Origin of the sequence: Actinomadura xylanilytica, from assembly GCF_030283145.1 — a bacterium.
In the GTDB taxonomy this organism is placed as follows: Bacteria; Actinomycetota; Actinomycetes; order Streptosporangiales; family Streptosporangiaceae; genus Spirillospora; species Spirillospora xylanilytica.
Genome location: NZ_JASNWE010000006.1, coordinates 122990 through 145490 on the forward strand (window position 1 = coordinate 122990; position 22501 = coordinate 145490).

The 22501-nt window shown below is 71.6% G+C and carries 19 protein-coding genes; 5 read left to right on the plus strand and 14 right to left on the minus strand.

Features of this window, described 5'->3' with window-relative positions; all coding sequences use genetic code 11:
* The first annotated feature begins 9 nt into the window (after positions 1 to 9).
* Positions 10 to 1545, plus strand: coding sequence for a GMC family oxidoreductase (locus tag QP090_RS34790; protein WP_285943987.1), 1536 nt, complete (start codon positions 10 to 12; stop codon positions 1543 to 1545).
* A gap of 109 nt (positions 1546 to 1654) precedes the next feature.
* On the opposite strand, the gene QP090_RS34795 is transcribed toward QP090_RS34790, so the two are convergent.
* Positions 1655 to 2509, minus strand: coding sequence for a maleylpyruvate isomerase N-terminal domain-containing protein (locus QP090_RS34795; protein ID WP_285943988.1), 855 nt, complete (start codon positions 2507 to 2509; stop codon positions 1655 to 1657).
* 156 nt (positions 2510 to 2665) lie between these two features.
* On the opposite strand from QP090_RS34795, the gene QP090_RS34800 reads away from it, so the two are divergent.
* Positions 2666 to 3397 (plus strand): TetR/AcrR family transcriptional regulator, encoded by a 732-nt coding sequence (locus QP090_RS34800; RefSeq protein ID WP_285943989.1) that lies wholly within the window; start codon positions 2666 to 2668, stop codon positions 3395 to 3397.
* A gap of 89 nt (positions 3398 to 3486) precedes the next feature.
* Here the strand turns inward: QP090_RS34800 and QP090_RS34805 are convergent, their stop codons facing one another.
* The 3 genes from QP090_RS34805 to QP090_RS34815 all read right to left on the minus strand — a co-directional run bounded on the left by QP090_RS34805 (position 3487) and on the right by QP090_RS34815 (position 6610).
* The gene (locus tag QP090_RS34805) at positions 3487 to 4155 is read right to left on the minus strand and encodes a maleylpyruvate isomerase N-terminal domain-containing protein (protein WP_285943990.1); all 669 of its coding nucleotides are present in this window, start codon (positions 4153 to 4155) and stop codon (positions 3487 to 3489) included.
* 13 nt (positions 4156 to 4168) lie between these two features.
* Positions 4169 to 5203 (minus strand): NAD-dependent epimerase/dehydratase family protein, encoded by a 1035-nt coding sequence (locus tag QP090_RS34810; RefSeq protein WP_285943991.1) that lies wholly within the window; start codon positions 5201 to 5203, stop codon positions 4169 to 4171.
* A gap of 675 nt (positions 5204 to 5878) precedes the next feature.
* Positions 5879 to 6610 carry a ScbR family autoregulator-binding transcription factor gene (locus QP090_RS34815; protein ID WP_349666533.1) on the minus strand — a complete coding sequence of 244 codons (732 nt, stop codon included), beginning with the start codon at positions 6608 to 6610 and terminating at the stop codon, positions 5879 to 5881.
* A 1085-nt stretch (positions 6611 to 7695) separates the two neighbouring features.
* On the opposite strand from QP090_RS34815, the gene QP090_RS34820 reads away from it, so the two are divergent.
* Positions 7696 to 8460 carry a helix-turn-helix domain-containing protein gene (locus QP090_RS34820; RefSeq protein WP_285943993.1) on the plus strand — a complete coding sequence of 255 codons (765 nt, stop codon included), beginning with the start codon at positions 7696 to 7698 and terminating at the stop codon, positions 8458 to 8460.
* Between the two features lie 410 nt (positions 8461 to 8870).
* On the opposite strand, the gene QP090_RS34825 is transcribed toward QP090_RS34820, so the two are convergent.
* The 5 genes from QP090_RS34825 to QP090_RS34845 all read right to left on the minus strand — a co-directional run bounded on the left by QP090_RS34825 (position 8871) and on the right by QP090_RS34845 (position 14423).
* Positions 8871 to 9617 carry an SDR family oxidoreductase gene (locus tag QP090_RS34825; protein WP_285943994.1) on the minus strand — a complete coding sequence of 249 codons (747 nt, stop codon included), beginning with the start codon at positions 9615 to 9617 and terminating at the stop codon, positions 8871 to 8873.
* Between the two features lie 97 nt (positions 9618 to 9714).
* Positions 9715 to 10413, minus strand: coding sequence for a DUF899 domain-containing protein (locus QP090_RS34830; RefSeq protein ID WP_285943995.1), 699 nt, complete (start codon positions 10411 to 10413; stop codon positions 9715 to 9717).
* Between the two features lie 166 nt (positions 10414 to 10579).
* Positions 10580 to 12127, minus strand: a complete 1548-nt coding sequence (locus QP090_RS34835; protein ID WP_285943996.1) for an AMP-binding protein — start codon at positions 12125 to 12127, stop codon at positions 10580 to 10582.
* A complete protein-coding gene (locus tag QP090_RS34840) occupies positions 12124 to 12948 on the minus strand; it encodes a p-hydroxycinnamoyl CoA hydratase/lyase (protein WP_285943997.1) in 825 nt (274 codons plus the stop codon). Before QP090_RS34840 ends, QP090_RS34835 begins: the two co-directional genes overlap by 4 nt.
* Before the next feature lie 239 nt (positions 12949 to 13187).
* Positions 13188 to 14423, minus strand: coding sequence for a carotenoid oxygenase family protein (locus QP090_RS34845; RefSeq protein ID WP_285943998.1), 1236 nt, complete (start codon positions 14421 to 14423; stop codon positions 13188 to 13190).
* A gap of 105 nt (positions 14424 to 14528) precedes the next feature.
* On the opposite strand from QP090_RS34845, the gene QP090_RS34850 reads away from it, so the two are divergent.
* Positions 14529 to 15206, plus strand: a complete 678-nt coding sequence (locus tag QP090_RS34850; protein WP_285943999.1) for a TetR/AcrR family transcriptional regulator — start codon at positions 14529 to 14531, stop codon at positions 15204 to 15206.
* A 6-nt stretch (positions 15207 to 15212) separates the two neighbouring features.
* Here the strand turns inward: QP090_RS34850 and QP090_RS34855 are convergent, their stop codons facing one another.
* From QP090_RS34855 to QP090_RS34870, 4 genes are all read right to left on the minus strand, one after another.
* The gene (locus tag QP090_RS34855) at positions 15213 to 16754 is read right to left on the minus strand and encodes an acyl-CoA carboxylase subunit beta (RefSeq protein ID WP_432763111.1); all 1542 of its coding nucleotides are present in this window, start codon (positions 16752 to 16754) and stop codon (positions 15213 to 15215) included.
* A gap of 470 nt (positions 16755 to 17224) precedes the next feature.
* The gene (locus QP090_RS34860) at positions 17225 to 17788 is read right to left on the minus strand and encodes a carboxymuconolactone decarboxylase family protein (RefSeq protein WP_285944001.1); all 564 of its coding nucleotides are present in this window, start codon (positions 17786 to 17788) and stop codon (positions 17225 to 17227) included.
* 188 nt (positions 17789 to 17976) lie between these two features.
* Positions 17977 to 18111, minus strand: a complete 135-nt coding sequence (locus QP090_RS34865; RefSeq protein ID WP_285944002.1) for a hypothetical protein — start codon at positions 18109 to 18111, stop codon at positions 17977 to 17979.
* A gap of 3 nt (positions 18112 to 18114) precedes the next feature.
* A complete protein-coding gene (locus QP090_RS34870; protein ID WP_285944003.1) occupies positions 18115 to 18507 on the minus strand; it encodes a hypothetical protein in 393 nt (130 codons plus the stop codon).
* A 456-nt stretch (positions 18508 to 18963) separates the two neighbouring features.
* Here QP090_RS34870 and QP090_RS34875 point away from each other — a divergent pair, with 456 nt between their 5' ends.
* Positions 18964 to 20184: a VldE C-terminal domain-containing protein gene (locus QP090_RS34875; protein WP_285944004.1), complete on the plus strand. Its 1221-nt coding sequence runs from the start codon at positions 18964 to 18966 to the stop codon at positions 20182 to 20184.
* A 54-nt stretch (positions 20185 to 20238) separates the two neighbouring features.
* Here the strand turns inward: QP090_RS34875 and QP090_RS34880 are convergent, their stop codons facing one another.
* Positions 20239 to 22200 (minus strand): ATP-binding SpoIIE family protein phosphatase, encoded by a 1962-nt coding sequence (locus QP090_RS34880; RefSeq protein WP_285944005.1) that lies wholly within the window; start codon positions 22198 to 22200, stop codon positions 20239 to 20241.
* Positions 22201 to 22501 lie beyond the last annotated feature (301 nt).

Below are 22501 nucleotides of genomic sequence, written 5' to 3' on the forward strand. Positions count from 1 at the left end.
GGATGTCCCATGACTTATCAGTACGACGAGATCATCGTCGGCTCCGGATCGTCCGGCGCCGCCCTGGCCGCACGGTTGACCGAGGATCCGAGGCGACGCGTGCTGCTTCTGGAGGCGGGCCCCGACTTTCCCGTCGTCGATGAATCACCGCACGACATTCTCAATGGCAACGAGATGTCGCTGAACGACCACGACTGGCAGTTCCGCGCCGCCATCACCGACGGCCGCCGGATCCGTTTCCCGCGCGGGAAGGCCACCGGCGGGTCGTCGGCGGTCGGCGCCACGATCGCGCTGCGCGGCACGCCCGCCGACTACGACGAATGGGGCGCGGCCGGGAACCCCGACTGGACCTGGCCCCAGGTGCTGCCCTACTTCCGGCGGCTCGAGGACGACCTCGACTTCAACGGCGAGTTCCACGGCAAGGGCGGTCCCGTCCCGATCCGCCGCTGGCACTCCGACGAGCTGACCTCCGGCCAGGAGGCGTTCGCCGACGCCTGCCTGAGCGCCGGGTTCCCCGAGGTGAAGGACCACAACCACCCGGAGGCGACCGGCGTGGGCCCGATCCCTTCGAACCGGCGGGACACCGTCCGGCGGGTCTCGACCGCGATCGCCTACCTCGGGCCCGCGCGCGGGCGGGAGAACCTCGAGATCCGCTCGGGCGTCCTGATCGACCGGCTGCTGTTCGAGGGCGACCGCGCGGTCGGGGTGCGGACGGCGGACGGGACGGAGATCCGCGCCCGGCGGGTCGTCCTGTGCGCCGGCGCCGTCGGCTCCCCGGCGATCCTCATCCGTTCGGGGATCGGCCCCGCGGACGACCTCGGCCGCCTCGGCGTCGGCCTGCGGCTCGACCGGCCCGGGGTTGGCGCCAACCTCATCGACCATCCCCGGACCGGCGTCTTCATGTCGGCCAAGCCCGGCGCGTTCCAGCGGTCGGACCCGTTCCTCCAGACGATCGTGCGGACCACGGCGGAGGGGTCGCAGGAGTTCAACGACCTCCAGTACTACATGGTCAACCACTTCGACCTGACGCTCTTCCCCGAGCTTCAGATGCTGGCACGGTCCTCGACCATCATCGGCGTCATGGTGGTGCACCAGCGGCCGCAGTCGCGCGGACGGCTGGTGCTGCCCTCGGCGGATCCGGCGGCGGCCCCCGAGATCGACCTGAACTTCCTGGCGACCGAGCACGACCTGAAGGTGCTCGTGGACGGCGTCCGCACGAGCTGGTCGCTGGCCATGCACCCGGGCATCCGCGACCTCGGCGAGGACGTGGTCGTCCTCAACGACAGGTCGCTGGTCGACGACGAGGAGATGGTCCGGCAGTACGTCAAGTCGAGCCTCGACAGCGCCTACCACCCGGTCGGCACGGCGCGGATGGGCCCGGCCGGCGACGACGGCGCGGTCGTGGACCAGCGCCTGCGCGTCCACGGCACCGAGGGCCTGTACCTGTGCGACGCGTCGGTGATGCCCAGCATCGTCAGCGCGAACACCAACCTCACCTCGATCATGCTCGGGGAGCGCCTGGCGGACTGGCTGCGCGAGGCCTGACCCCACCGGGACCGCGACAAGCCCCTGCGCCCGCCGTCACGGCGGGCGCAGGGGCCTTTCCGGGCGGCCCGGCGGCCGGGTCCCGCCCGGCGGGGGCGGGCGGGACCCGTTACGGCGTGCGCACGACGCGCAGGAAGGCGGGAAGCAGCCACGGCCTCCGCCCGCGGACGACCACCTTCCCGCTCAGCACCGCACGGGCCTTGCCGATGCGGTCGAACAGCATCAGGTTGAACGTCGCCGGGTCGAAGAAGATCCGCACATCGGCGCCGGGGCCGGGCTCCTCGACGGTCGCCCGGCCGTCCTGGAGGACGATGGTCGCGGGCGTGGTGTACCGCGACCGGAACTCCACCGCGATCCGCCCGTGCCTGGGCGGTTCGTCGGAGTCCAGGAAGCGGCCGAGGCCGTTGCGCGTCATCCCGACCATGAAGAGCTCGAAGAACGCGGCGGCGTCCCGCGGCGGCACCGTCCAGGGGAGCCGCGCGGCGCGGGCGATGTCCCAGCCGTGGATCAGCAGCTCGTTGATGAGGTGGGCCAGCAGCCCGGCCACCGGCACCCGGGCGCCGCCGATCCACGGCACGGGCCGGTCGGGGTCGGCGTCCGCGGCGGTCTGGAGAACGGTGCCGACGGCGGCGCGCAGCCTCTCGGTGAGCGCTCCGATACGGCGGTCGGGAATGCCCTCCAGCATGGCGTCGTTCAGGCGGTCCACGGTGTCCACCGTGGTCGCCGGCACCAGCTCGGCGACCACGCCGGCGGGCCGGCGCGCTTCCGCGCGGACCAGCGAGGTGTACATCTCCGCGATGCCGGTGACATGCGCGACGGTATCGGCGACGGACCATTGGTCGACGGCCGTTCTCCGCGTGTCGGGAACCTGTTCGGCCAGCCGGGCGAAACGTTCCGAAGTATGTTCGAGAGAATGGCGGACCGCCAGCCACTGGTCATGCGTCACCCGGAATGTGGAAGCCATGATTCCCTCCTTCAGGATAGTGCCGACGGTAACAGCGGGGCACTCCGTTGGACACCGACCGCATCGGATACAGCAACATCAGAGAAACATATTCGGCGTTCCCCCAATAGCCTGAAGGAAGATCTCTCCACTGCCGCTGGAAGGAAGTCCTGCCGGATGTCACCGCGCAAGATCGATCCTCGGGTTCGCGCACGGCTGGTGGACGTGGCCGCGCGGCTGCTGGCGGCGGAGGGCCCGCAGGCCCTGTCCGCGCGCCGCATCGCGACGGAGGCCGGCAGCTCGACCATGCCCGTCTACACCCACTTCGGCGGGATGAGCGGGCTGGTGCGCGAGATCGTCTATGAGGGCTTCGCGCGCATGGAGCGGTATTTCGCCCTCGTGCGCGAATCCGATGACCCGGTCGCCGACATGGCGCTGCTGGGCCGGGCCTACCGGCGCAACGCGCTGGCGAATCCGCACCTGTACGCGGTCATGTTCGGAAGCTCGACGCTGGCCGGCTTCGAGCTGTCGGAGGAGGATCGCCAGCACGGTCGCTACACCCTGGTCAACGTGGTCGAGTGCGCGGGACGGTGCATGGCGGCGGGCCGGTTCCGGGCCGCCGACGAGGAACTGGTCGCGCATCAGATGTGGACCGCGACGCACGGGCTGGTCACGCTCGAACTGGGCGGGTACCTGGTCGCGCCGTACGAGCCCGAGGCCTGTTTCGAGTCGCAGCTCGTCGGCCTCATGGCCGGCGCCGGCGACACGCCCGAGGCGGCCCGGCGCTCGGTCGGGCTGTCGCGCCGGCGGATGCCGCGCGAGCTGGCGCCCTGGGCCGAGCATGAACCTGCGCCCCCGGCCGGGCCCGGGGCGGGCGATCCGGTCGGCAGGACCGCTGCGGGCGCCTGACCCGTCCGGCCGTCCAGCCGTCCGGCGGCCGGTCTGCCGGACCGCCCGGCACCTGACGCGGCCGGACGGCCGGACGGCCGCGGTCCCGGTCAGGAGTCCGCGGCCGGCATCTCGACGGGGTGCGCGGGCGGGGTGAACGGCCCCCACGTGAAGGCCGGGAGCCACGGGCCGGGGTCCGCGCTCCACGACAGCCGCGCGATCTGTTCGTGGGTGCGCCTCCCGCCGATCGACCGGACCACGTCATGGCGGTTCCCCCGCATGGTGATCGCGGGCTCTCCGGCGCCGGCCGTCCATCGCAGGTCGCCGGCCTCGATGCCCACCGCGGGCAGGCCGTGCGAGGCCAGCGAGAACGAGAATCCGAGGATCCCGAGCTCCATGACGCCCACGTACGCGGGATGCCCGTCCGGCATGGCCTCCCCCAGGACGGCCCGGATGTCGCCCTCGTGAACGAAGGCGTCCGCCACGAGGAGGTCGTTCATCTCGCCGGTTCCGTCGGCGACCGCCCGTTCGAACTCCTCCGCCAGGCCGTTCCAGTGCCGCAGGAGGTCGGGTACGGCCGCGGACGCGGGCGGCGGTTCGGCCACCGGCGCTCCTAAGCCGCGCGCGCAGATCTCGGCAAGATGCGCGACGAGTCCGCGGACCGTCCAGTCCGGGCAGGCGGGGACGGTGCGATCGGCGACCTCCGGGCGCTCGCCGAGCAACCGGGCGACGTTCTCGCGCACCCTGCGGTAGGCGACGGGGTTCGGTACTCGTTCCATCTCGGTCCTCCCACTAGAGCCGTTTGGCGGACGCGCCGGCGGACCGCGCCGCCCGACCGGCCTGCCGGCCGCTCAGGTGCCCCTGCCGGTGCAGCCATCGCACGGCGTCGCGGACGGTCTCCGCGAGCGGCCGGCCGTCGATGCCGAGACGGTCGGCGCCCTCGTCGACGGGAGCGCTGACGGCGCAGGCGTACGCGGCTCCATATTCCGCGGGGATGTGCCACGGCCAGACCCGCTGGACCTGGTCGGTCAGGCGCGCGGCGGGGAGCATCGCCCGGGCGGGCAGGAAGAGCGCCGGCAGCGCCCGCCCCGTGGCCTCCCGCACGGTCTGAACGTACCGGCGTGTCGACACGTGGCGGCCGGGGCCGAAGAGCCGGTTCCGCCCCGGCTCCGCCCGGCGGAGGACCTCGGCGTGCAGCCGCGCGGTGTCCCGCACGTCGCCGAGCGGGAAGCCGCCGCCCGGCCACATCGGCATCAGCCCGCGGAGCAGGTCGCGCAGCCGGGCGTTCTGGTCGCCGAGATGGGGATCGTCCGGTCCGAGCAGCGGCGGCGGATAGGTGATCACGACCGGCGCGCCGCGCTCCTGAAGGCCGCGGGCGACCGCCTCGGCCGCGGCCTTGCTCGCCATGTAGCGTTCGCGCGGGCGGCCGACCGGCGACCCGGCGTGGACCGGGCCGTGCGGCGAGGGGTACAGCGCGCCCACCGTCGAGACGTGGACGATCGGATCCGCGCCCGCGCGGCCGGCCGCCTCCAGGGTGACCTCCGTGCCCCGGGCGTTGGTCCGCGCCATCGCCGCGTGCCTCCTGCGGTCGAAGGAGTAGACGGCGGCGGCGTGGAGCACCGCGTCCGTGCCCTTCAGCGCCCGGCGCATCGCCCGCTCATCGGTGACGTCCGCGCCCGTCGTGTCCACCGCGTCGAGCGGCACCCCGAGCGGCGCCAGCGCCGGTTCGACCCTGGCCTCGTCGCGGACGACCAGGCGGACCTGGTGCCCCGAGCCGACGATCGCCGCCACCGAGTGGGCACCGACGAAACCGGTGCCACCCGTCACTCCCACCAACATGAGCTTCGACTCCCGCCCGCCGAGAACCAGTCCGGCTTCAGCGTGCAATGGCCGTACTCCCTTTGTCTTCTCCTCGTGTGCCGCCACCGGCGTGGGCGCATGGTGCATCTCATGCTCGGCACGAGGCAGTGCCGTGTCCAGGCGGGCCCGCCCGCGGGACGCCGGCGGGACGCAGACGGGACACTCACTGGACACCGACGGGCTTGCTTGACGCAAGCACACACCTTAAAGTACTTGCATGAAAAAAGCATGATGGACGGGTGCGGCCCGGCCACGTGCCGCCGGACCCGAGCGCTCCGGGTGAGGAAGCTTGAAGCCGGGAGACCGGCGATGGGAGGAGCCCCTATGCGGGATCGCGCGGCATGGTGGTGGCGACTCGTGCTCGCCACCACTTCACTCGGCCTTCTGCCGCCTTACACGACCGGCCTTCTGGGTGGGCCGGGCCGGGGCCGCCACGCCCGCTCCCTCGCGTTCGCATTCGTATTCGCGGCAAGGCCGCTCCCCTCCTCGCCCAGCCTTGTCCTGGCCGTCTCCCCCCGTCCGGCCTCGGCTCGAGGTCTCCGAAGCGGCCGGTCGGCCGTGGCACTGCCGCGGCCGTCCCGTTCATCAATGGCAAGGCCGAAGAATTCACGAAGTCGCGGCCGCGGGCCGAACACCGATCCACTAACGTGCCGCGACGTCGATCGGCTCTAGAAGCGGAACGAGTTCGTCGAGCTTTGCGGGGAGCACCAGGCCGGGCAGGGTGGTGCGCCACATCGCGAGAACGCATCGCTGAAGATCCTTGCGATCACCATTCGCCGCGTACTGAAGGCCGATGAACGCGGCCATCATGAAACCGGCCACCGCGCCGGTGTCCACGTCGGGCTTGAGGTCACCCTGGACGCGGGCCTCGTTCAGCAGGTCCGCGAGCTCCCCGGCCCAGGCCGCGGACCGCGGGTCGACCGACGATCCGATGAGCTGCCGGTCGACCATCAACCGGACACCGGCCCACATGAGCGAATCACTGCGAAACGCGCAGACCAGGCGACGGGACAGGGCGATGAGCATCGGCATCGCCCGGGTGTGCTCTTCTCGCAGTTCGACGATCAGCGCGTCCCATACATCGCGGCATTCCTGCACGACCGCGAGCGCGAGCGCCTCCTTCGACGAGAAGTGGAAGTAGAGCGAGCCCTTGCTGACACCGCGGCGATCGATGATGTCCTGTAGGCGCGTTCCGGCATATCCCCGTTCCTCGAACGTCTCCGCGGCGGCCTCAAGGATCATCCTCCGCTTCCGGCTGGCTCGCTCCTGCATACCGACCATCCCTTCACAACACGGATGGCTAGTTCCGGTGATGTGACCTGACACCAGTGTAACTTTGTTCAGGCCAGTAAGCATCCTCGTCAAGCCACTCATCTTGATCAACCATGAGCGCGACCATAGGCCCGGACTGAGAAAGCCGACGCCGACGCACGGCCTTTATCGAACGAGAAACTCGGGCGCGCACGAGAGCCCGCCACGAATAGCGTGAACCAGCGGCCGGGAACAGGCACGCATCGCCGACCCGCCCCGGCGCACGGGCGCACCGGCCGATCGGTCCCACGCGGCCCGACCTTCGAACCAGGGCCGGAAGAGGCACCTGAGCCGGGAGGTCACCGGAGGCCGGCCGCTCCGGATGGGCGGCGTCGCCGCCACCGCTCGAGGGCCCGGCCACCCGGCGGAGGACGGCCCGCCCCTGTGGCGCGCGGCCGGGATCGGCCAGGTACCCGTGTGCCGTCCCGCGACCACAGGGGCTGGGCGGTTCAGTTTTCTCACCGCCCGGTCGGTGCGGTCTCACCGTCCGGCCGGGTCGACCTCACTCCCCAGTCGGGGCGACCTCACCGTTCGGTCGGTGCGGTCTCACCGCGCGGTTGGGTCGACCTCACCGCCCGGCCGGGCATCACGGGGCCGCGTCCCGGCCGGGCCGGCCCGGCGCGCGGACCGCGATCGGCGTCGGCGACGGGGGCTCCGTCGCACAGAACTGCTCGAATTGCATAGCGTGATCACGTCAATACAGAACTGTTCGGCTAGCCCAGGGCGCGGCAGCCTGTCAACCCGGCGACACAATGGCGGAGGTAGCGCCCGTCTTCTTCAAAGATGCTCTGAGTCCGCCCGTGCCAGAAGTTGACCGCCCCCGACACTTGCAGTAAACCGACCTCCCGGTTTATCAATGTATTGTCCACCGGACCGCAGCGCTGGACTAGCGCACCGATATCTCATCCCGCGGCAACAAGTTGAAAAATTCGCGTACTTCTGTGACCTACGGTCATCATCTGGTCACTCACATCACGGTTCTACATCATAGCGGGCAGAAGAAATGATCTCAGCATCGGCCGACGACATCGGCCGATCCCATTCTCCTCATATCCACAACCGTAAACACCTCCTTATCGGGCCACTGTCGAAGGTCATTTCTTTCCATGCATCACGCTAGCCGCTCCGCCAACTCGCAGGAGGATTCCGTGGACAGCATCGAGCGATCCGTAGAGCGTGTGATCGAGGCCATGCACGAGAATCTCGGAGAGAACTTCACGGTCGATGACATGGCCCGGATCGCGATTTTCAGCAAGTTTCACTTCTCCCGGGTGTTCCGGGATACGACGGGTGTGTCGCCGGGCCGCTTCCTGTCGGCTCTGCGCCTCCAGGCGGCCAAGCACCTTCTCGTCTCCACCTCGCTCAGCGTCGCCGACATCAGCATCCAGGTCGGCTACGCCAGCGTCGGAACGTTCAGCTCACGGTTCAAGAGCTCGGTCGGCGTCGCCCCCAGCGTCTACCGCGCCACCGGCGGCGTCACTCCCCGCAGACAGCCCCCGAGCACGGGCGGCGGCAAGAGATCCTCGACCGTACGGGGCGAGCTCAGGCCCGGGGAGAACGGGCCGGGCGGCCCCGCGTTCGTCGGCCTGTTCCCGGATGTCATCCCGCAAGGAAGACCGGCCCAGTGCACCATTCTTCCACGGCCGGGACGATTCGTTCTGGAGAACGCGCCTGAGGGCATGTGGCACGTACTGGCGTACTCTTTCGGCCCGGACCGCCATGACGGCGCGGATGTACGCCGTGGAGCCGCTTCGGCGCCGTCCATCGGAGGTTACGGACCGATAGTCATCGGTCCCGACACCGCCACCGTGGAAGCCAATGTTCAGCTCAGATCGGCACGCCCACTGGACCCGCCGGTGCTACTCGCACCGCTCGACGCCGACGCCGCCGTACTGAACGCGATCGCCAGTTAGCACCCGGCACATCACGGTGGTCGAAGCCTCTCCCGCGGGGCGCGGTCCGCCCGCCGCGGCAGGTTCCGGGTGATCGAACCGGAAAAGGACATGAACGCGGGACCGTCCTCCCGGCACCGGCGCCGCGCGCAGGCAGGGCAGCCCCATCCCGACCGACGACGGCGGGAATTTCGCCCGTTGAAATCATGCCGAGCGAGCAGCACATGAATAGCACGCCCCCGGGACGGCGCAGGTGCGCGTACCGTTCCCGTCGCATCCGGCGCGTTCCCGAGGCACTGCGGCACCACGACAAATAGGTGAATGTTCAACTCGCGCGTGCAGGGGCCCGATGCGTGAAGCGGCCCCGGGCCCTGGCAGCGGCTCTGGATACTGCCTGGGCCCGGGGCGGTCCCCCGCGGAGGGTGGTCTGATCAGGGGAGTTTCTTCAGGCCGGCGCCGGTCAGGAGGTAGGCGGGGGCGACCTGGGCGGCGTCCCGCCGTACCAGGTCGACCAGCGCGGTGCCGGCGGCGTCCGGGGTCAGCGGGTCGCCCATCTGCTTCAGGTACTCCTCCTCGGACTGGCCGGAGCGGGCCGCGTACGCCTGGGCCGCCGCACGGCCGAGGTCGGTCAGCGGCGTGATCCGGGGCAGCACCGCGGTGAAGGTGATGTCCAGGCCGGCCCGGCCCGCCTCGTCCTGCGCGTACGCCGTGATGAAGCGCTGGGTGGCCTTGGCGCCCGCGTATCCGCCGCTGAGCGGCGAGCCGGCGAGGGCAGCGCCGCTGCTGACGACGACGACCCTGCTGCCGGGCCGCAGCGGCTTGAGCAGGACCTCGCGCAGCCAGTGGAACGCGATCCGGACATCGGTCTCCCAGTTGACCGAGAACGTCTCCCAGGTGTGGTGCTGCAACGGCCGCATGAGCGGACTCGCGCCGGCCACCAGGACGACGATGTCCGGCTCGTGGCGGTCGAGCAGCAGGCCGGCCGCCGCGGCGTCGCCGGCGTCGGCGACCTCCGTCCGGACGGTGCCGGCGCCGGCGGCCGGCCGGGCGAACTCCACCGGGGTGCGGGACACGGTGACCACCGAGGCGCCCGCTTCGGCGAGGCCCGTGGCGATGCCGTGGCCGAGGCCGCGGCTCGCGCCGACGACGAGGGCGGTCCGGCCGGGCAGGTCGATCATGGTGTCCTCCAGATCATGGTTCTCCTCCGGATCTCAGGGATCGCGCCGATGGGTGCGCCGGCGGCCACCGCGGCAGCCGCCGGCGCGGTTCGTAGGGCTATGACTGGAACCTGGTGCCGTTCCACCAGTTGTCGCCGGGGCCGGTCGAGTCCTCCGCCTCGTACCGGTCCTTGTGGCGCCACCAGTCCCAGGGGTGGTCGAGCTGGTCCTCCTGCCGCCCGAGGTGGGTGATGTCCAGGTAGTTGTAGAAACTCTTGAAGATCTCCCCGCCCCGATCGAAGATCGAGTAGGTGAAGAAGACCTCGTCGCCGTCCCGGAGGAACGCGCTCACCCCGGGCGACTCGCCCTGCTCGGTCGTGACCTCGTGGTCGTAGTTGAAGTCGCTGCCGTACGACGAGTACCACGGCAGGTTCCAGCCCATCCGGGCCTTGAACGACTCGAGCTTCGGCAGCGGCGCCCGGGAGACCAGGACGAACGTGGTGTCCCGCGCCCACAGGTGCGCGAGCTCGCCGACGCTGTCGGCCTGCATCGAGCAGCCGATGCAGCCCTCGTCCGCGTCCGGGGCGAACATGAAGTGCCGCACGACGAGCTGGCGGCGTCCCTCGAACAGATCGAGCAGCGTGACCGTGCCGTGCGGGCCCTCGAAGCGGTAGTCCTTCTCCACCTTGACCATCGGCAGCTTGCGGCGTTCCGCCGCGATCACATCGCGTGCGTGCGTGACCTCCTTCTCTTTCTCCAGCAGGGCCCTGCGGGCCTCCAGCCATTCTTCCCTGGAGACGACCGTGGGAAGAGTCATCAGACCTCCTCAGGAAATGCCGGTGAACCTGCGGACCGGCCTCCAATGTCGTTGAATGGTGATCGCTGCTACCCGGCTGCTGCTCGGGAACCATTCACTATCAGCGTGCCAGGATTCTTCGGAAAATCGTTCTCCCCGCTTGCCCATTCGCGGCGGGAAAGGCGCGTCAGGCGGCGGGGTCGCGTTCCTTCAGGGCACGCCGGGCTATCTTTCCGACCGGCGTCCGGGGAATCTCGTCGACGAACTCGAGCCGCCGGATCTTCTTGTACGGCGCGACGCGCTCGGCGATGTAGGACATGAGCTCTTCGGGGGTGACCGGCTCCCGCGCGACCACGAAGCCCTTCGGGATCTCGCTCGCCTCCTCGTCCGGCACCCCGATCACCGCGGCGTCGGCGACCTTGGGGTGCGCCTGGAGGAGGGTTTCGAGCTCGACCGGGGACACCTGCTGCCCCTTGTACTTGATGAGCTCCTTGAGCCGGTCGACGAGGAAGAGCTGCCCGTCGTCGTCCATGTAGCCGAGGTCGCCGGTGTGCAGGAACCCGTCCGGGTCCAGCACCTCCCGCGTGGCCTCCTCGGCGTTGAGGTAGCCCTTCATGACATGGGGTCCCCGGATCAGGATCTCGCCGGTGTGCCCGCGCCCCCGCTCCGCGCCCGTCTCCACGTCGACGATCCTGCATTCGATGTTCGGCGTGTTCCGGCCGACCGACGCGTTCGCCACGGACCCGTCGAGCTGCATGAACGACACCAGCGCCTCGGTGAGCCCGTACCCCTGGTTGATCCGGCATCCGATTCGGTCCCGCACGCGGCGCGCGATCCCCGGGTCCAGCGCGGCGCCGCCGCTGACGATCGAGCGGACCGAGGAGAGGTCGTACCGGTCCACCAGCGGGCTCTTCGCGAGCAGGACGGCGATCGTCGGCACGATGAACAACCGCGTGATGCGGTGCTCCTGGATCGCCGCCAGGTACGCCTCGGGGTCGAAGCGCGGCATCGTCACGATCGTCGAGCCCTGGAGCAGGCTCGCGTTCATCGCCATGATGAGGCCGAAGGCATGGTGGAACGGCGGCACGGCGAGGACCTTCTCGTCCTCGGCGTTCGGCGCGCCCAGGCTGATCTGAAGCACGTTCGCGACCATGTTGCGGTGCGTCAGCATCACCCCCTTGGGGGTGCCGGTGCTCCCGCTGGAATGCAGGAGGGCCACCACGTCGTCCGCGGGGTCGATGGACGGCTCGGGCGGGCCGTCGGCGCCGAGCAGCGCGGCGAACGGCGTCGCGCCGGCCGCCTCCCCGAACACCAGGACCTCCTCCACCTTCGTCCGGGCGGCGAGCGCCGCCGCCTTGGCCGCCTCGGCCGGGGAGACCACCAGCAGCCGCGCGCCGGCGTCGTTGAGATGGGCGGTGAGCTCGTCCGGCGTGTCGAGCGGGTTGAGCAGCACCACCGTCCCGCCCGCCATCGCGGCGGCGTGGAAGGCGATCGGGTACTCGGGCACGTTCGGCGCGAGCATGGCCAGCACGTCGCCCTTGCGGAAGCCGCGGGCGTGCAGCCCGGTGGCGGCCCGCCGCACCGCCGACGCGAACCCCCCGTAGGTGTACTCGCGGGCCCCCGCGACGTCGACGACCGCGGTCCGGCCGGCGTGCCGCTCCGCCCGGCCCAGCACGAAGGACGTCAGGGACGTCGCGGGCACGTCCACGGGCGGGTGCGGGCCCGTGAAGATCATGACGGGACCTCCGCGCGCTGGTAGGTCTTGAGGCCGGGCTGGTAGGCGCGCTTCTCGAACTGCTTCAGGGCGACGTTGATCCACTCATTGGAGGTCAGCCGGGACAGCTCCCAGAGCTTCGCCTGGTCGTAGTCGATCGCCGCGGGCAGGTCGGTGGCCCGGTTGTGCTCGTAGACCTGCTTCGCCAGGGCCAGGGTGACGGGGTTCTTGTTGACGAGCATGCCGACGAGGCGGTCGGTCTCCGCGTCGAGCCGGTCGTGCGGCACGGCCTTGTTCACCAGCCCGTACTCGGCCGCCTGCGTCCCGGTGAACCGGTCGCCGGTCAGGATGTAGTAGAGCGCCGCCTTGCGGGGCAGGTTGTGGGCCGTCGCCCAGGTGGCGCCGCCCGCCGGGAAGATGCCGAAGTTGATCTCCGAGAGGCCGAACAGCGCCTTCTCGGACGCGATCGCCAGGTCGCAGAGCCCCGCCAGCAGCACCCCGCCGCCGAAGGAGAGCCCGTTCACCTTGGCCACGGTCACCGCCGGGAACGCCTTGATGCGCATGAACCAGTCGAGCGCCACCTTGTTGGTGCGGTAGAACTCCATCGGGTCGTCGAACGGCCTGAGGAAGCACTCCTCCAGGTCCATTCCGGCGCTGAAGCTGTCGCCCTTGCCGGTCGCCACGACCGCCTTGACGTTTCCGTCCGCCTCGATCAGGTCCAGGGCCCGGTTCATGTCCCGGTGCATCTGCGGGTTCATCGCGTTCTTCTTGTCCGGGCGGTTCAACTCGATCGTGGCCCGCGGCCCGTCGATCTCCAGGTTCAGAGTCTCCAGAGACGTCATGATTCGCTCTTCCTTTCGTCAGACGAGAGGTACCTGCGACCATGAGCATCACATATTGCGCGACCTTTTGACTTCTTCCGAATTGCCCTTCTGCGCCTTACCCGCAATGTCCGGCCGGGGCATCTTCCAGATTGCTCTAAAGCACCGGCGATAATAAATAACACCCGCCCGGAGAATACCGAAAGGGCCCGCGCCCGATGTGGCGGAGCGGCCGGCGGCGGCCCGCCGGCCACGGGGGTTCACCCGGTGACCGTCTCCGGGACGGACGCCGCGCACCAGGCCGTCCGCCATCCGGCCGGCGCCGCGACCGGCAGCCGCACCACCGCCCGCGGGGGCCCGCCCACGGCGAGCGCGTCGAACACCCGCAGCTCGCCGCACCGGCGCGCGGCGTCCTGGACGGGCACCACCAGCCAGCCCGCCCCCTCCTGCGCACAGTGCGGATCCGGCGCGAACACCGGCCGGCCGACGCGCAGCCCCGGCCGGAGCGCGTGCTCGCCGGACAGGCCGGTCGCGAGGTCGTGCACGACGATCCGGGGCCCGTCCGCCGAGTTCGCGGTCCCGAACACGAACCGGCCGGCACGACCGGACGCCCGCTCGTCGAGGACGGCCGTCTCCAGCCCGTCGACCAACCGGCGCGTGGTCACCGACCCGGTGGCGGCATCGAGCACCCAGCGACGAAGATGCGGCCGATCCGGTTCCTCCGGTGAAGAGAACGCCCGAGCGCGGGAAACGCCGTCCAGGACGACCTGGTCGCCGTCGTCATAGGCGTTCACCACGTGGGGGACGTAACAGGGCTCGATCTGCGTCCACCTCGGCTCCGCCCCCTGCGCGTCGCGCGGCAGGAGGCCGATGCGCGCGGGCCGGCCGGGCTTCCAGACATAGGGCAGGCGGGCGCCGATGAGTTCCGCGGCCCGGGAATGGACGACGGGCAGGTCGAGGACCACCACGTACCGGCGGGTCAGCCCGACCGCCTGCATGAGCGGCGCACCGGGGAGCGAGAACGGCTCGGCCCGCACGATGGCGCCGTCAGGGGCCGCCACCAGGTGCTCGGCCTGGTCGAGGCCCGGATACGTGGCGATGGTGTGCCAGTGCGTCCCCCCGGCCTCGCGGACGGGCCGCGCGAATGCGGCGGGCCCCGGCCCCTCCCCGCCTGAAGGACGGCGGTCCGCGAACCACAGCGACGGTGCCAGCGCCGGAACCGGGCCGAGCGGGTCGTCGCGCCGGACGGGCAGTTCGGCTCGGAGCCACCACGCCTCTCCGCCCCCGAGCCGGATGCCCGAGAAGACGTGCGGCCCCGCGACGGCGCCTCCACAGGATCGGGCGGCGGTCACCGGATGCGCGCCGGAGAGGAGGAAGCAGCCGTCGAGCCCGGCGGGGAGGGCCCCCTGCACGCTGAGCACGTCGTGCGCCGCCGGCCCCCCGGCCGGGGCGGTCAGCCCCGTTCCCGGGTCTCCTCCGCGAACACCGGCGGTCATCGCACCAGCCCCCTCTCGGAGCCGCGCCCCGTGGCCACATCTCGCGGGACACGTCGCATAACAGTGTTGTGAGAAACAATATCGGCGTTATGTAACACTGTCAATATGAGTCCGCGACGGCTGGACCCGCAGGTCCGCACAGACATCATCGACATCGCCGCCCGGCTCCTGGCCGACGAGGGCCCGCAGGCGCTCAGCACGCGGCGGATCGCCGCCGAGACGCGCAGCTCGACGATGGTCGTCTACACGCACTTCGGCTCGATGGGCGAGCTCGTGCGGGAGATGGTGTACGAGGGCTTCGCCCGGCTCCAGCGCCATCTCACGCAGGTGCGCGCCACCGCGGACCCGGTGGCCGACCTCGCGCTGCTCGGCCGTGCGTACCGGCACAACGCGCTGGCCAACTCGCACCTGTACGCGGTGATGTTCGGCGGCGCGGCACCGAGCGGCTTCACCCTGAGCGAGGCCGACCGCCGCCACGGGCGCTACACGCTGGGCACCATCGTCGAGTGCGCGGGCCGCTGCATCTCCGCGGGACGGTTCCGGCCCGCGGACGCCGAGCTGGTCGCGCACCACATGTGGAGCGCGACGCACGGGCTGATCACCCTGGAGCTGGGCGCGTACCTGATCGGCCCGTACGACGCCGACCACTGCTTCGAGTCCCAACTGGTCTCGCTGATGGCCGGGGCCGGGGACGCCCACGACGACGCCGCCGCCTCGGTGGCGGCCTCCGCTGCGCGCTTCGCCCAGGAGGTCGCCGCGGCGATGGCCACCGCGGCGAGGTGAGCCCCGCTACAGCGGGATGTTGCCGTGCTTGCGCTGCGGGCCGGCCCGCCGCTTCTCCCGCAGCATGGCCAGGCCGCGGGCGACCGCCGCGCGCGTGTCCGCCGGATCGATCACGTCGTCCACCAGTCCCAGCTCGGCGGCGTAGTACGGGTGCATGAGCTGGTCGGAGTACTCGGCGATGAGTTCCGCGCGCAGCCCCGCGGGATCGGCCGCGGCGGCCAGCTCCCGGCGGAACAGCACGTTCACCGCGCCCTCCGCGCCCATGACCGCGATCTCGTTGGTCGGCCAGACCAGCGAGAGGTCACAGCCGACCGACCGGGAGTCCATCACGATGTACGCGCCGCCGTAGGCCTTCCGGACGATCACCTGCACCCGGGGCACCGTCGCCTCGCAGTAGGCGTACAGCAGCTTGGCGCCATGCCGGATGACCCCCGCGTGCTCCTGGTCGACGCCCGGCAGGAACCCCGGCACGTCCACCAGCGTCACCAGCGGGATCCCGAACGCATCGCAGAACCGCACGAACCGCGCCGCCTTCTGCGCCGCGTCCGCGTCCAGCACCCCGGCCAGCACCATCGGCTGGTTGGCGACCACACCCGCGACCTCGCCGTCGATGCGGGCGAGCGCGCAGATCACGTTCTTCGCCCAACCCTCGTGCAGTTCGACGAAGTCCTCCTCGTCGACGATCTCGGCGATCACCTCGCGCATGTCGTACGGCCGGTTCGGCTCGACCGGCACGATCTCGGCCAGCCGCGGCCTCCGGTCGGCCGTCGCGCCGCACGACCCGCCGGCGGGCGCCGGCTCCAGGTTGTTGGCGGGCAGCAGCGACACGAGGTAGCGCACCTCCTCCAGGCAGGTCTCCTCGTCGTCGTGGACGAACGTGGCCACGCCCGACCGGCCGCCGTGCACCTCCGCCCCGCCGAGCTCGGCGTGCGTGACCCGCGTGCCGCTGACCGCCTCGACCACGTCGGGTCCGGTCAGGTAGAGATGCGCGGTGTCCCGCACCATGAAGGTGAAGTCGGTCAGCGCGGGCGAGTAGGCCGCGCCCCCGGCGCACGGCCCGAGCACCACGCTGATCTGCGGGATCACCCCCGACGCCTGGACGTTGCGGTAGAAGATCCCGCCGTACCCGTTCAGGGACATCACGCCCTCCTGGATCCGGGCACCACCGCTGTCGTTCAGCCCGATGAGGGGGGCGCCGTTCGCCAGCGCCAGGTCCATCACCTTGTGGATCTTCTCGGCGTGCGCCTCGCCGAGCGACCCGCCGAACACGGTGAAGTCCTGGACGTAGACGAACACCCGGCGGCCGTGGACCGTGCCGGATCCGGCGACCACGCCGTCGGTGGCCGGCCGGTTCTCGCTGATCTTCATGCCGCGGGCGCGGTGCCGCCGGTGCATCTCGATCTCGACGAACGAGTCCGCGTCCAGCAGCAGGTCGAGCCGCTCGCGGGCGGTCCGCTTGCCGAGCGCGTGCTGCCGCTCGACCGCCTCCTCGCGCCCGGCGATCGTGGCGGCGCTCAGCCGCTCGCGCTGCTCGCGCAGGCCCGCCATGGTCCGGGCGGTCTCCGGTGGCGCGGCGGGCGGTGCCGGCCGGGCCCCGGCCGCCCTCCCGTTCGGCCGCGGCACCGGAACCGGAACGAAATCGACCTCCGAAGTGCTCACCGCCCCTCCTTCCCCGCTCGGCGGCGTGTTCCCGGGGCCGGCGACGAACGCCGCCCGTCCCCCACCCTGCCCGTCCGCGATCACCGCGGCATCTCCGAGCATGCGGAGCGCGATCCGCCGTCGGGAACGGCAGCAGGACGCCCGGTCACGCCCCGCCGCTCGGCGGCGAGGGACCGGTGTCGCGAACGGTGCCGTGTCGGCGCCGGTGGCCGGCGCCCATCACCTTCGGGCGGGAGCAGGTCCGGCCGATTACGGCCGAACACCGGCGCGGATTCATTAGCGGCCGAATTGCGAAGCGCCGCGCCGCGAGTTGGGAACCGGCATTGGCGCGGAGGGCGTTCGCGCGTCACTCGCCCGCGTCAGGCGGGCTGTTCGTCCCCCTGCCCCAGGAGGCCCAGGTAGCCGGCGCTCACGATGACGTCGGCGGCCGAGACATAACCGCTCGGGTCCTTCGGGACGGTGGTCGCCAGGCCGTCGACATAGCGGTTGAACATGCAGAACGCCGCGGCGATGAGGACCGTGTCGTGGATCTCGATGTCGGTCGCGCCGGCCTTCCGGGCGGCGGCCACGTCCTCGTCCTGCACGTGCTTGCCGCCGCGCTGGACGGCGGCCGCCACCTGCAACAGCGCCTTCAGCTTGTCCGGTATCGGGGCGCTGGCAGCATCGGCGCGGACCTGGTCCACCAGCGGCATCCCCTCCGGGAGCTGGGCCGCCGCGAACGCCGCGTGCGAGGAGGTGCAGAAGTCGCAGTCGTTGAGCCGGGAGACGTAGGAGGCGATCAGTTCCCGTTCGCCGCGGCTCAGCGTGCTCGGCCCGCGCAGCAGGATCTCGGCCAGCTCGGACATGGGCCGGGCGGTCTCGGGCCGGTATTCGAATAGGGAGCCGATCCCGACTGCGTCGCTGTTCAGGGGGATATGGGGCACGACAACTCCTTCGGGCACACGGGTACGAAGGTCGACTTCACCGAAAAGCATAGAAGGAGATTCCCGGCATGGCGATGCTCCGGGCGCCCATTTCTGGTGAATACCCGTGTCCGCGGCCGATCGACACTGCGGATGCCAATACATCGCAGCGGGGCGGAGACCGGGCCCGGCACCTCACGGACGGGTGATCACAGCGTCCGGGGCGCGGCCTCCGGCGCGGGAAGCGCGCCGGAGGCCATGTCCTCGTCACCGCCGGCGGGCCGTCGGCCCGGCGGCAGGTCACCGGCCTGGAGCCTCGGCCGGCCGGTGAGGCGTGAGGACATCGTCTAGCAGTGCGGGACCTTGCCCTTCACGATCCGGATGTACCGGCCCGCGACCCATTCCTTGGTGGAGATGCCGAGCCGGTACCATCTGCGGTCGCCCTTGACCGACTCGCCCCAGGTCCAGCATTTGATATCGACGATCTGGCCCGACCGCAGCCAGCCCAGGCGCCTGGAGTGGGTGGTGGGCATGGCGCGGATCGCCAGCCTGCCGCGGGAGGTCACCTTTCCCTTGGCGTAGTGGTCGACGCGGGCCGCGGGGGCGGCCACGGTCGAACTCTGCACGGCCGCCTGGCGCGCCGGAACGGTGCTCGCCGTCGCGGGCGTCATGCCCATTCCCGTGACGACGGCGGCTGCCATCGCCGTGCTGATCAGTGTTGCTCGGATGCTCTGTCGCACGCGTTCCTCCTGCTTGTTCCGGGTTTGGATGGGTCGGGGCCCATCTGACCGGGCGTCCTGCGGGGAGGTCGGCTAGCCGCGACCACGGCCGCCCGGGACAAGGATCCCGCACTTGAATAATTCCGTCGCCTTTTCAGTGTGAAATCTCTCGCACGGGTATCGGTCATGTCACCAGACGGGCGACGAATTTCCGAAGTAAGTGCATCAAAATTGGCCGAGAAATCGAAGAATTTCATCGGATTCCGCGCTTTAGCGGAGATTTACTGATTACCGACTCATGGCGCCGCGGAGGCGCCGCCGCGCGATCCGGCCGCCGGGCCCGGCTGGCCACCGTCCGCGGCGCTGTCTAGGATGCCGCGCAGAGGATCGAACGGAGCCGAGCCCGCCCCTCACTCCGCCGGTCGCGGTTCCGCCGTGGCCGGATCACGCTTCGAAGGGGTCGGCGACCAAGTGCGGATGCGCGGGGGCAGGGACGCGGCGGACGGGCGCGGCGGACGCGGCGGACGGGGCGGCAGGAGGCGCCGCGGCAAGGCGCTGCCGGCGGTGGTGGCCGCGGCGGTCGCGATCACGCTGGCCGTCGACGTCGCGGTGATCGTCTCGGGCCGGGTGGACGACACCGGCGGCGCCCGTCCCGAGGACCGGGGCGGGCTGGTCTCGGTGGCCCGGGAGCCCGCTCCCCCGCCCGCCGCGGTCGCACCGCTCACCCGGCGGCTCACCCCGCACGTGCTGATCGCCGGAACCGCCCCGCTGACGCCGGCCGTGGTGGCGCGGGCAGGCCGGATCAAGGGCGTGGCGGGCGTCGCGGTCGTCGACGCGGCCCGCGCGCAGGTCGGCGGGCGGCAGGTCGGGCTGCTCGGCGTCGACCCGTCCACGTTCCGGGCCTTCGCGCCCCAGCAGACCGCCGAGTCCGACCAGCTCTGGCAGACCGTAGCGACCGGCGGCCTCGCCGTGTCGTTCGACCTGAGCCGGGACGGTTCGATGCCGCTCGGCCAGGTGGTGCCCGCGGGCAGCAGCTCCCGGCCCGGACAGGTGCGGGTCGGCGCCTACGCCACGATGGGCATCGGCGACGTCGACGCGGTCGTCTCCCGGGCCCAGGCCCGCGCCCTCGGCATGCCGGACGGGAACGGGCTGGTGCTGAGCGCCCCCAAGGCCGACGCGGGCAAGCTCGCCAAGACCCTCAAGGCCATCCTGCCGCGCGGGACGAAGGTCGCCGTGCTGCCGGGGGCCCGCACCGCCCCCGCCAAGGCCGCGCGACCCAAGGCGCCGCCGAAGGTGACCGGACGGCCCGACGGGGCGAGCGGGGCGCGCTCACCGGTCAGCGGCAACATGATGACGCCCACGATGCGCGCCGTGGTGCTGGCCGTCGACGGGATGTTCGGCCCGTTCCCCACCATCGGCTGCTACCGGGGCGCGGGCGATCCGCAGGACCACGGCGTCGGCCGCGCCTGCGACTTCATGGAGAGCACCGCGGGCCGGATGCCGAGCGCGGGCGCGCGGCGGCACGGCGACCAGGTGGCCGCGTACGCCATCGGCAACGCGCGGCGCCTCGGCATCTCCTACGTCATCTGGAGGCAGCACATCTGGAACGTGCGGGGCGGCGGCTGGCGGCCGATGGAGGACCGCGGCAGCCTCACCCAGAACCACTACGACCACGTGCACATCTCGGTCCTGCGCTGACCCGCGCCCGTCCGCCCGGGAGGCCGGATGCGGCCGGAGCGGCGGAACCGGCTGCTACGGGAGCGCCTGCTCGCACCACACGGCCTTGCCCGTGGCGGTGCGCCGGACGCCCCACCGCTGCGCGAGCCGTCCGACCACGTGCAGGCCGCGGCCCGTCTCGGCCGCGCCCGCGTCGTCGTGGTGGCGGATGCGCGGGCGCCCGTCGGAGGAGTCGAAGACCTCGCAGACCAGCCCGCCCTCGCGGACCAGCCGCAGCGTGATCCGGCCGCCGGTGTGCCGGATCGCGTTGGTGACCAGCTCGGAGGCGAGCAGGACGGTGGAGTCGGCCATCTCGTCCAGCCCCCAGCGGGACAGCCGGTCGCGGATCAGCCCGCGCGCCCGGCGGACCGCGGCCGGGTCTGCGGGCAGCTCCCAGGACGCGTGCTGGTCGGCGGGGATGCGGTGCAGGCGGGCGACGAGCATCGCGATGTCGTCACGGTGCTGGTCGTCGTAGACGCCGTCCAGCGCGGCCTGGCACAGCTCCTCCAGGGGGCGGGCGGCGGCGCCCCGCGCGAACGTGTCGCGCAGCCGGGCCAGGCCGTCGTCGATGTCGCGGGCCCGGTTCTCCACCAGGCCGTCGGTGTAGAGGAACAGCAGCGTGCCGTCCTCCACGGTGAACTCGCGGCTGGACACCGGGCCGTCGCCGACGCCGAGCGGCGGCGCGGGCGGCACGTCGAGGTAGGCGGCGTCGGCGTCCGGCGGGGCCAGCAGCGGCGGCAGGTGCCCGGCGCTGGCCACCTCGCAGCGTCCGGTGACCGCGTCGTACTCGACGTAGGCGCAGGTGGCGAAGTGCGGTTCGCGCTCGCCCAGGGTCCGCATCAGCGAGTCGAGCCGCTCCAGGGCCTCGGCCGGCGGCAGCTCCAACCCGGCGAGCGTGTGGATGGCGGTGCGCAGCCGGCCCATCGTCACCGCGGCCCGCACGCCGTGCCCGGCGACGTCGCCGACCACCAGCGCGACGCGGGCGCCGGGCAGCGCGATCGACTCGTACCAGTCGCCGCCGACCTCGATCAGCCGGCTGCCGGGCAGGTAGCGGTGGTGCACCTCGACCGGCGACGGCGCCGACAGCCCGGTCGGCAGCAGGCTGCGCTGGAGGGTGAGCGCGGTCGCGCGCTCGCGGCCGTACCGGCGGGCGCTCTCGATGAAGATCGCCGCCCGGGACGCGAACTCCATCCCGATCTCGACGTCGTAGGCGTCGAACGGCCGGTGCGCGATGGTGCGGGTGCACACGAAGAAGCCGAGCACCGTGCCGTCCGCGGTGATCGGCAGCAGCAGCAGCGAGGCGCCCTTGAGCAGGTCGGCGACCGGCGGGCGGCGCCAGTCGGCGGCGATCCGCGCCGCGCCGTCGCCGCCGAGCCCGGTCAGCACCGGCTCCCCGCCTTCGATGCACCGCACGTAGGGGGTGCCGGCCGGGTAGGCGAGGGTCTCGCCGGTGGGGAAGGTAGCGTCCCAGGCCGGGTCGCCGTCGTCGAACCCGATGGCCATCCGGCGCAGCGGCCGCTCGCCGCCGGACCCGGGCGGCTGGTCGTCGTCGACCAGGCTCTCCAGCAGCAGGAGCGCACCGGAGTTGCAGAAGTGCGGGACGAGCACGTCCATCATCCCGCGGGCCAGCAGGTCGAGGTCGAGGGTGGCGCCGATGCGGGGCAGCGCGTCGTCGAGCAGCGCGCGGCGGATGACGGCCGGATCGAGGAACCGGTCGGCGAGCGGCACCGGCACCCGGATCACCGCGAGCGCGGCGAGGTCGGGGGCGCCGCCGCTCATCGGGTGGACGGTCACCACCGCGTCGAGGGCCGCCCCCGACGCGGTGCGGACGGTGAGCATGGCGGTGCGCTCGCGCTCGGCCCGCACCGCCTCCAGCAGCGGTTCCAGCGCGCCCTCGATCACCTGGTCAAGCCGGGCCCCCAGCAGCTCGTCCGGGTTCGCGGCCAGGACCCCCGCCGCGTTGCGGTCGAACTGGAGAATTCTCCCCGACGAATCCATGCCGAGAATCAGAATTCGGGTGGACGACTCCATCGCTCGATTATGGGACATACAACGGCCCGATGAGACCGATATGCCCACGGACACGTGCCTGGGGCGCGCCGGGAATGCAATTCCGCCGCAATCGCAGCGGCCGGCCGCATCGATATCGGGCGTCCAGATACCGCGCTCGGACGCCAATTCCGGACGGGTGGCCGGGGCCACGGCTCCTTCCCGCCGTCAGCAGGGACCGGACGGCTCCGCTGGACGCGGCAGTGTCCGCGCGGCGTACGCGAGCTTGCCGGGGTTCAGCACGGTGCGG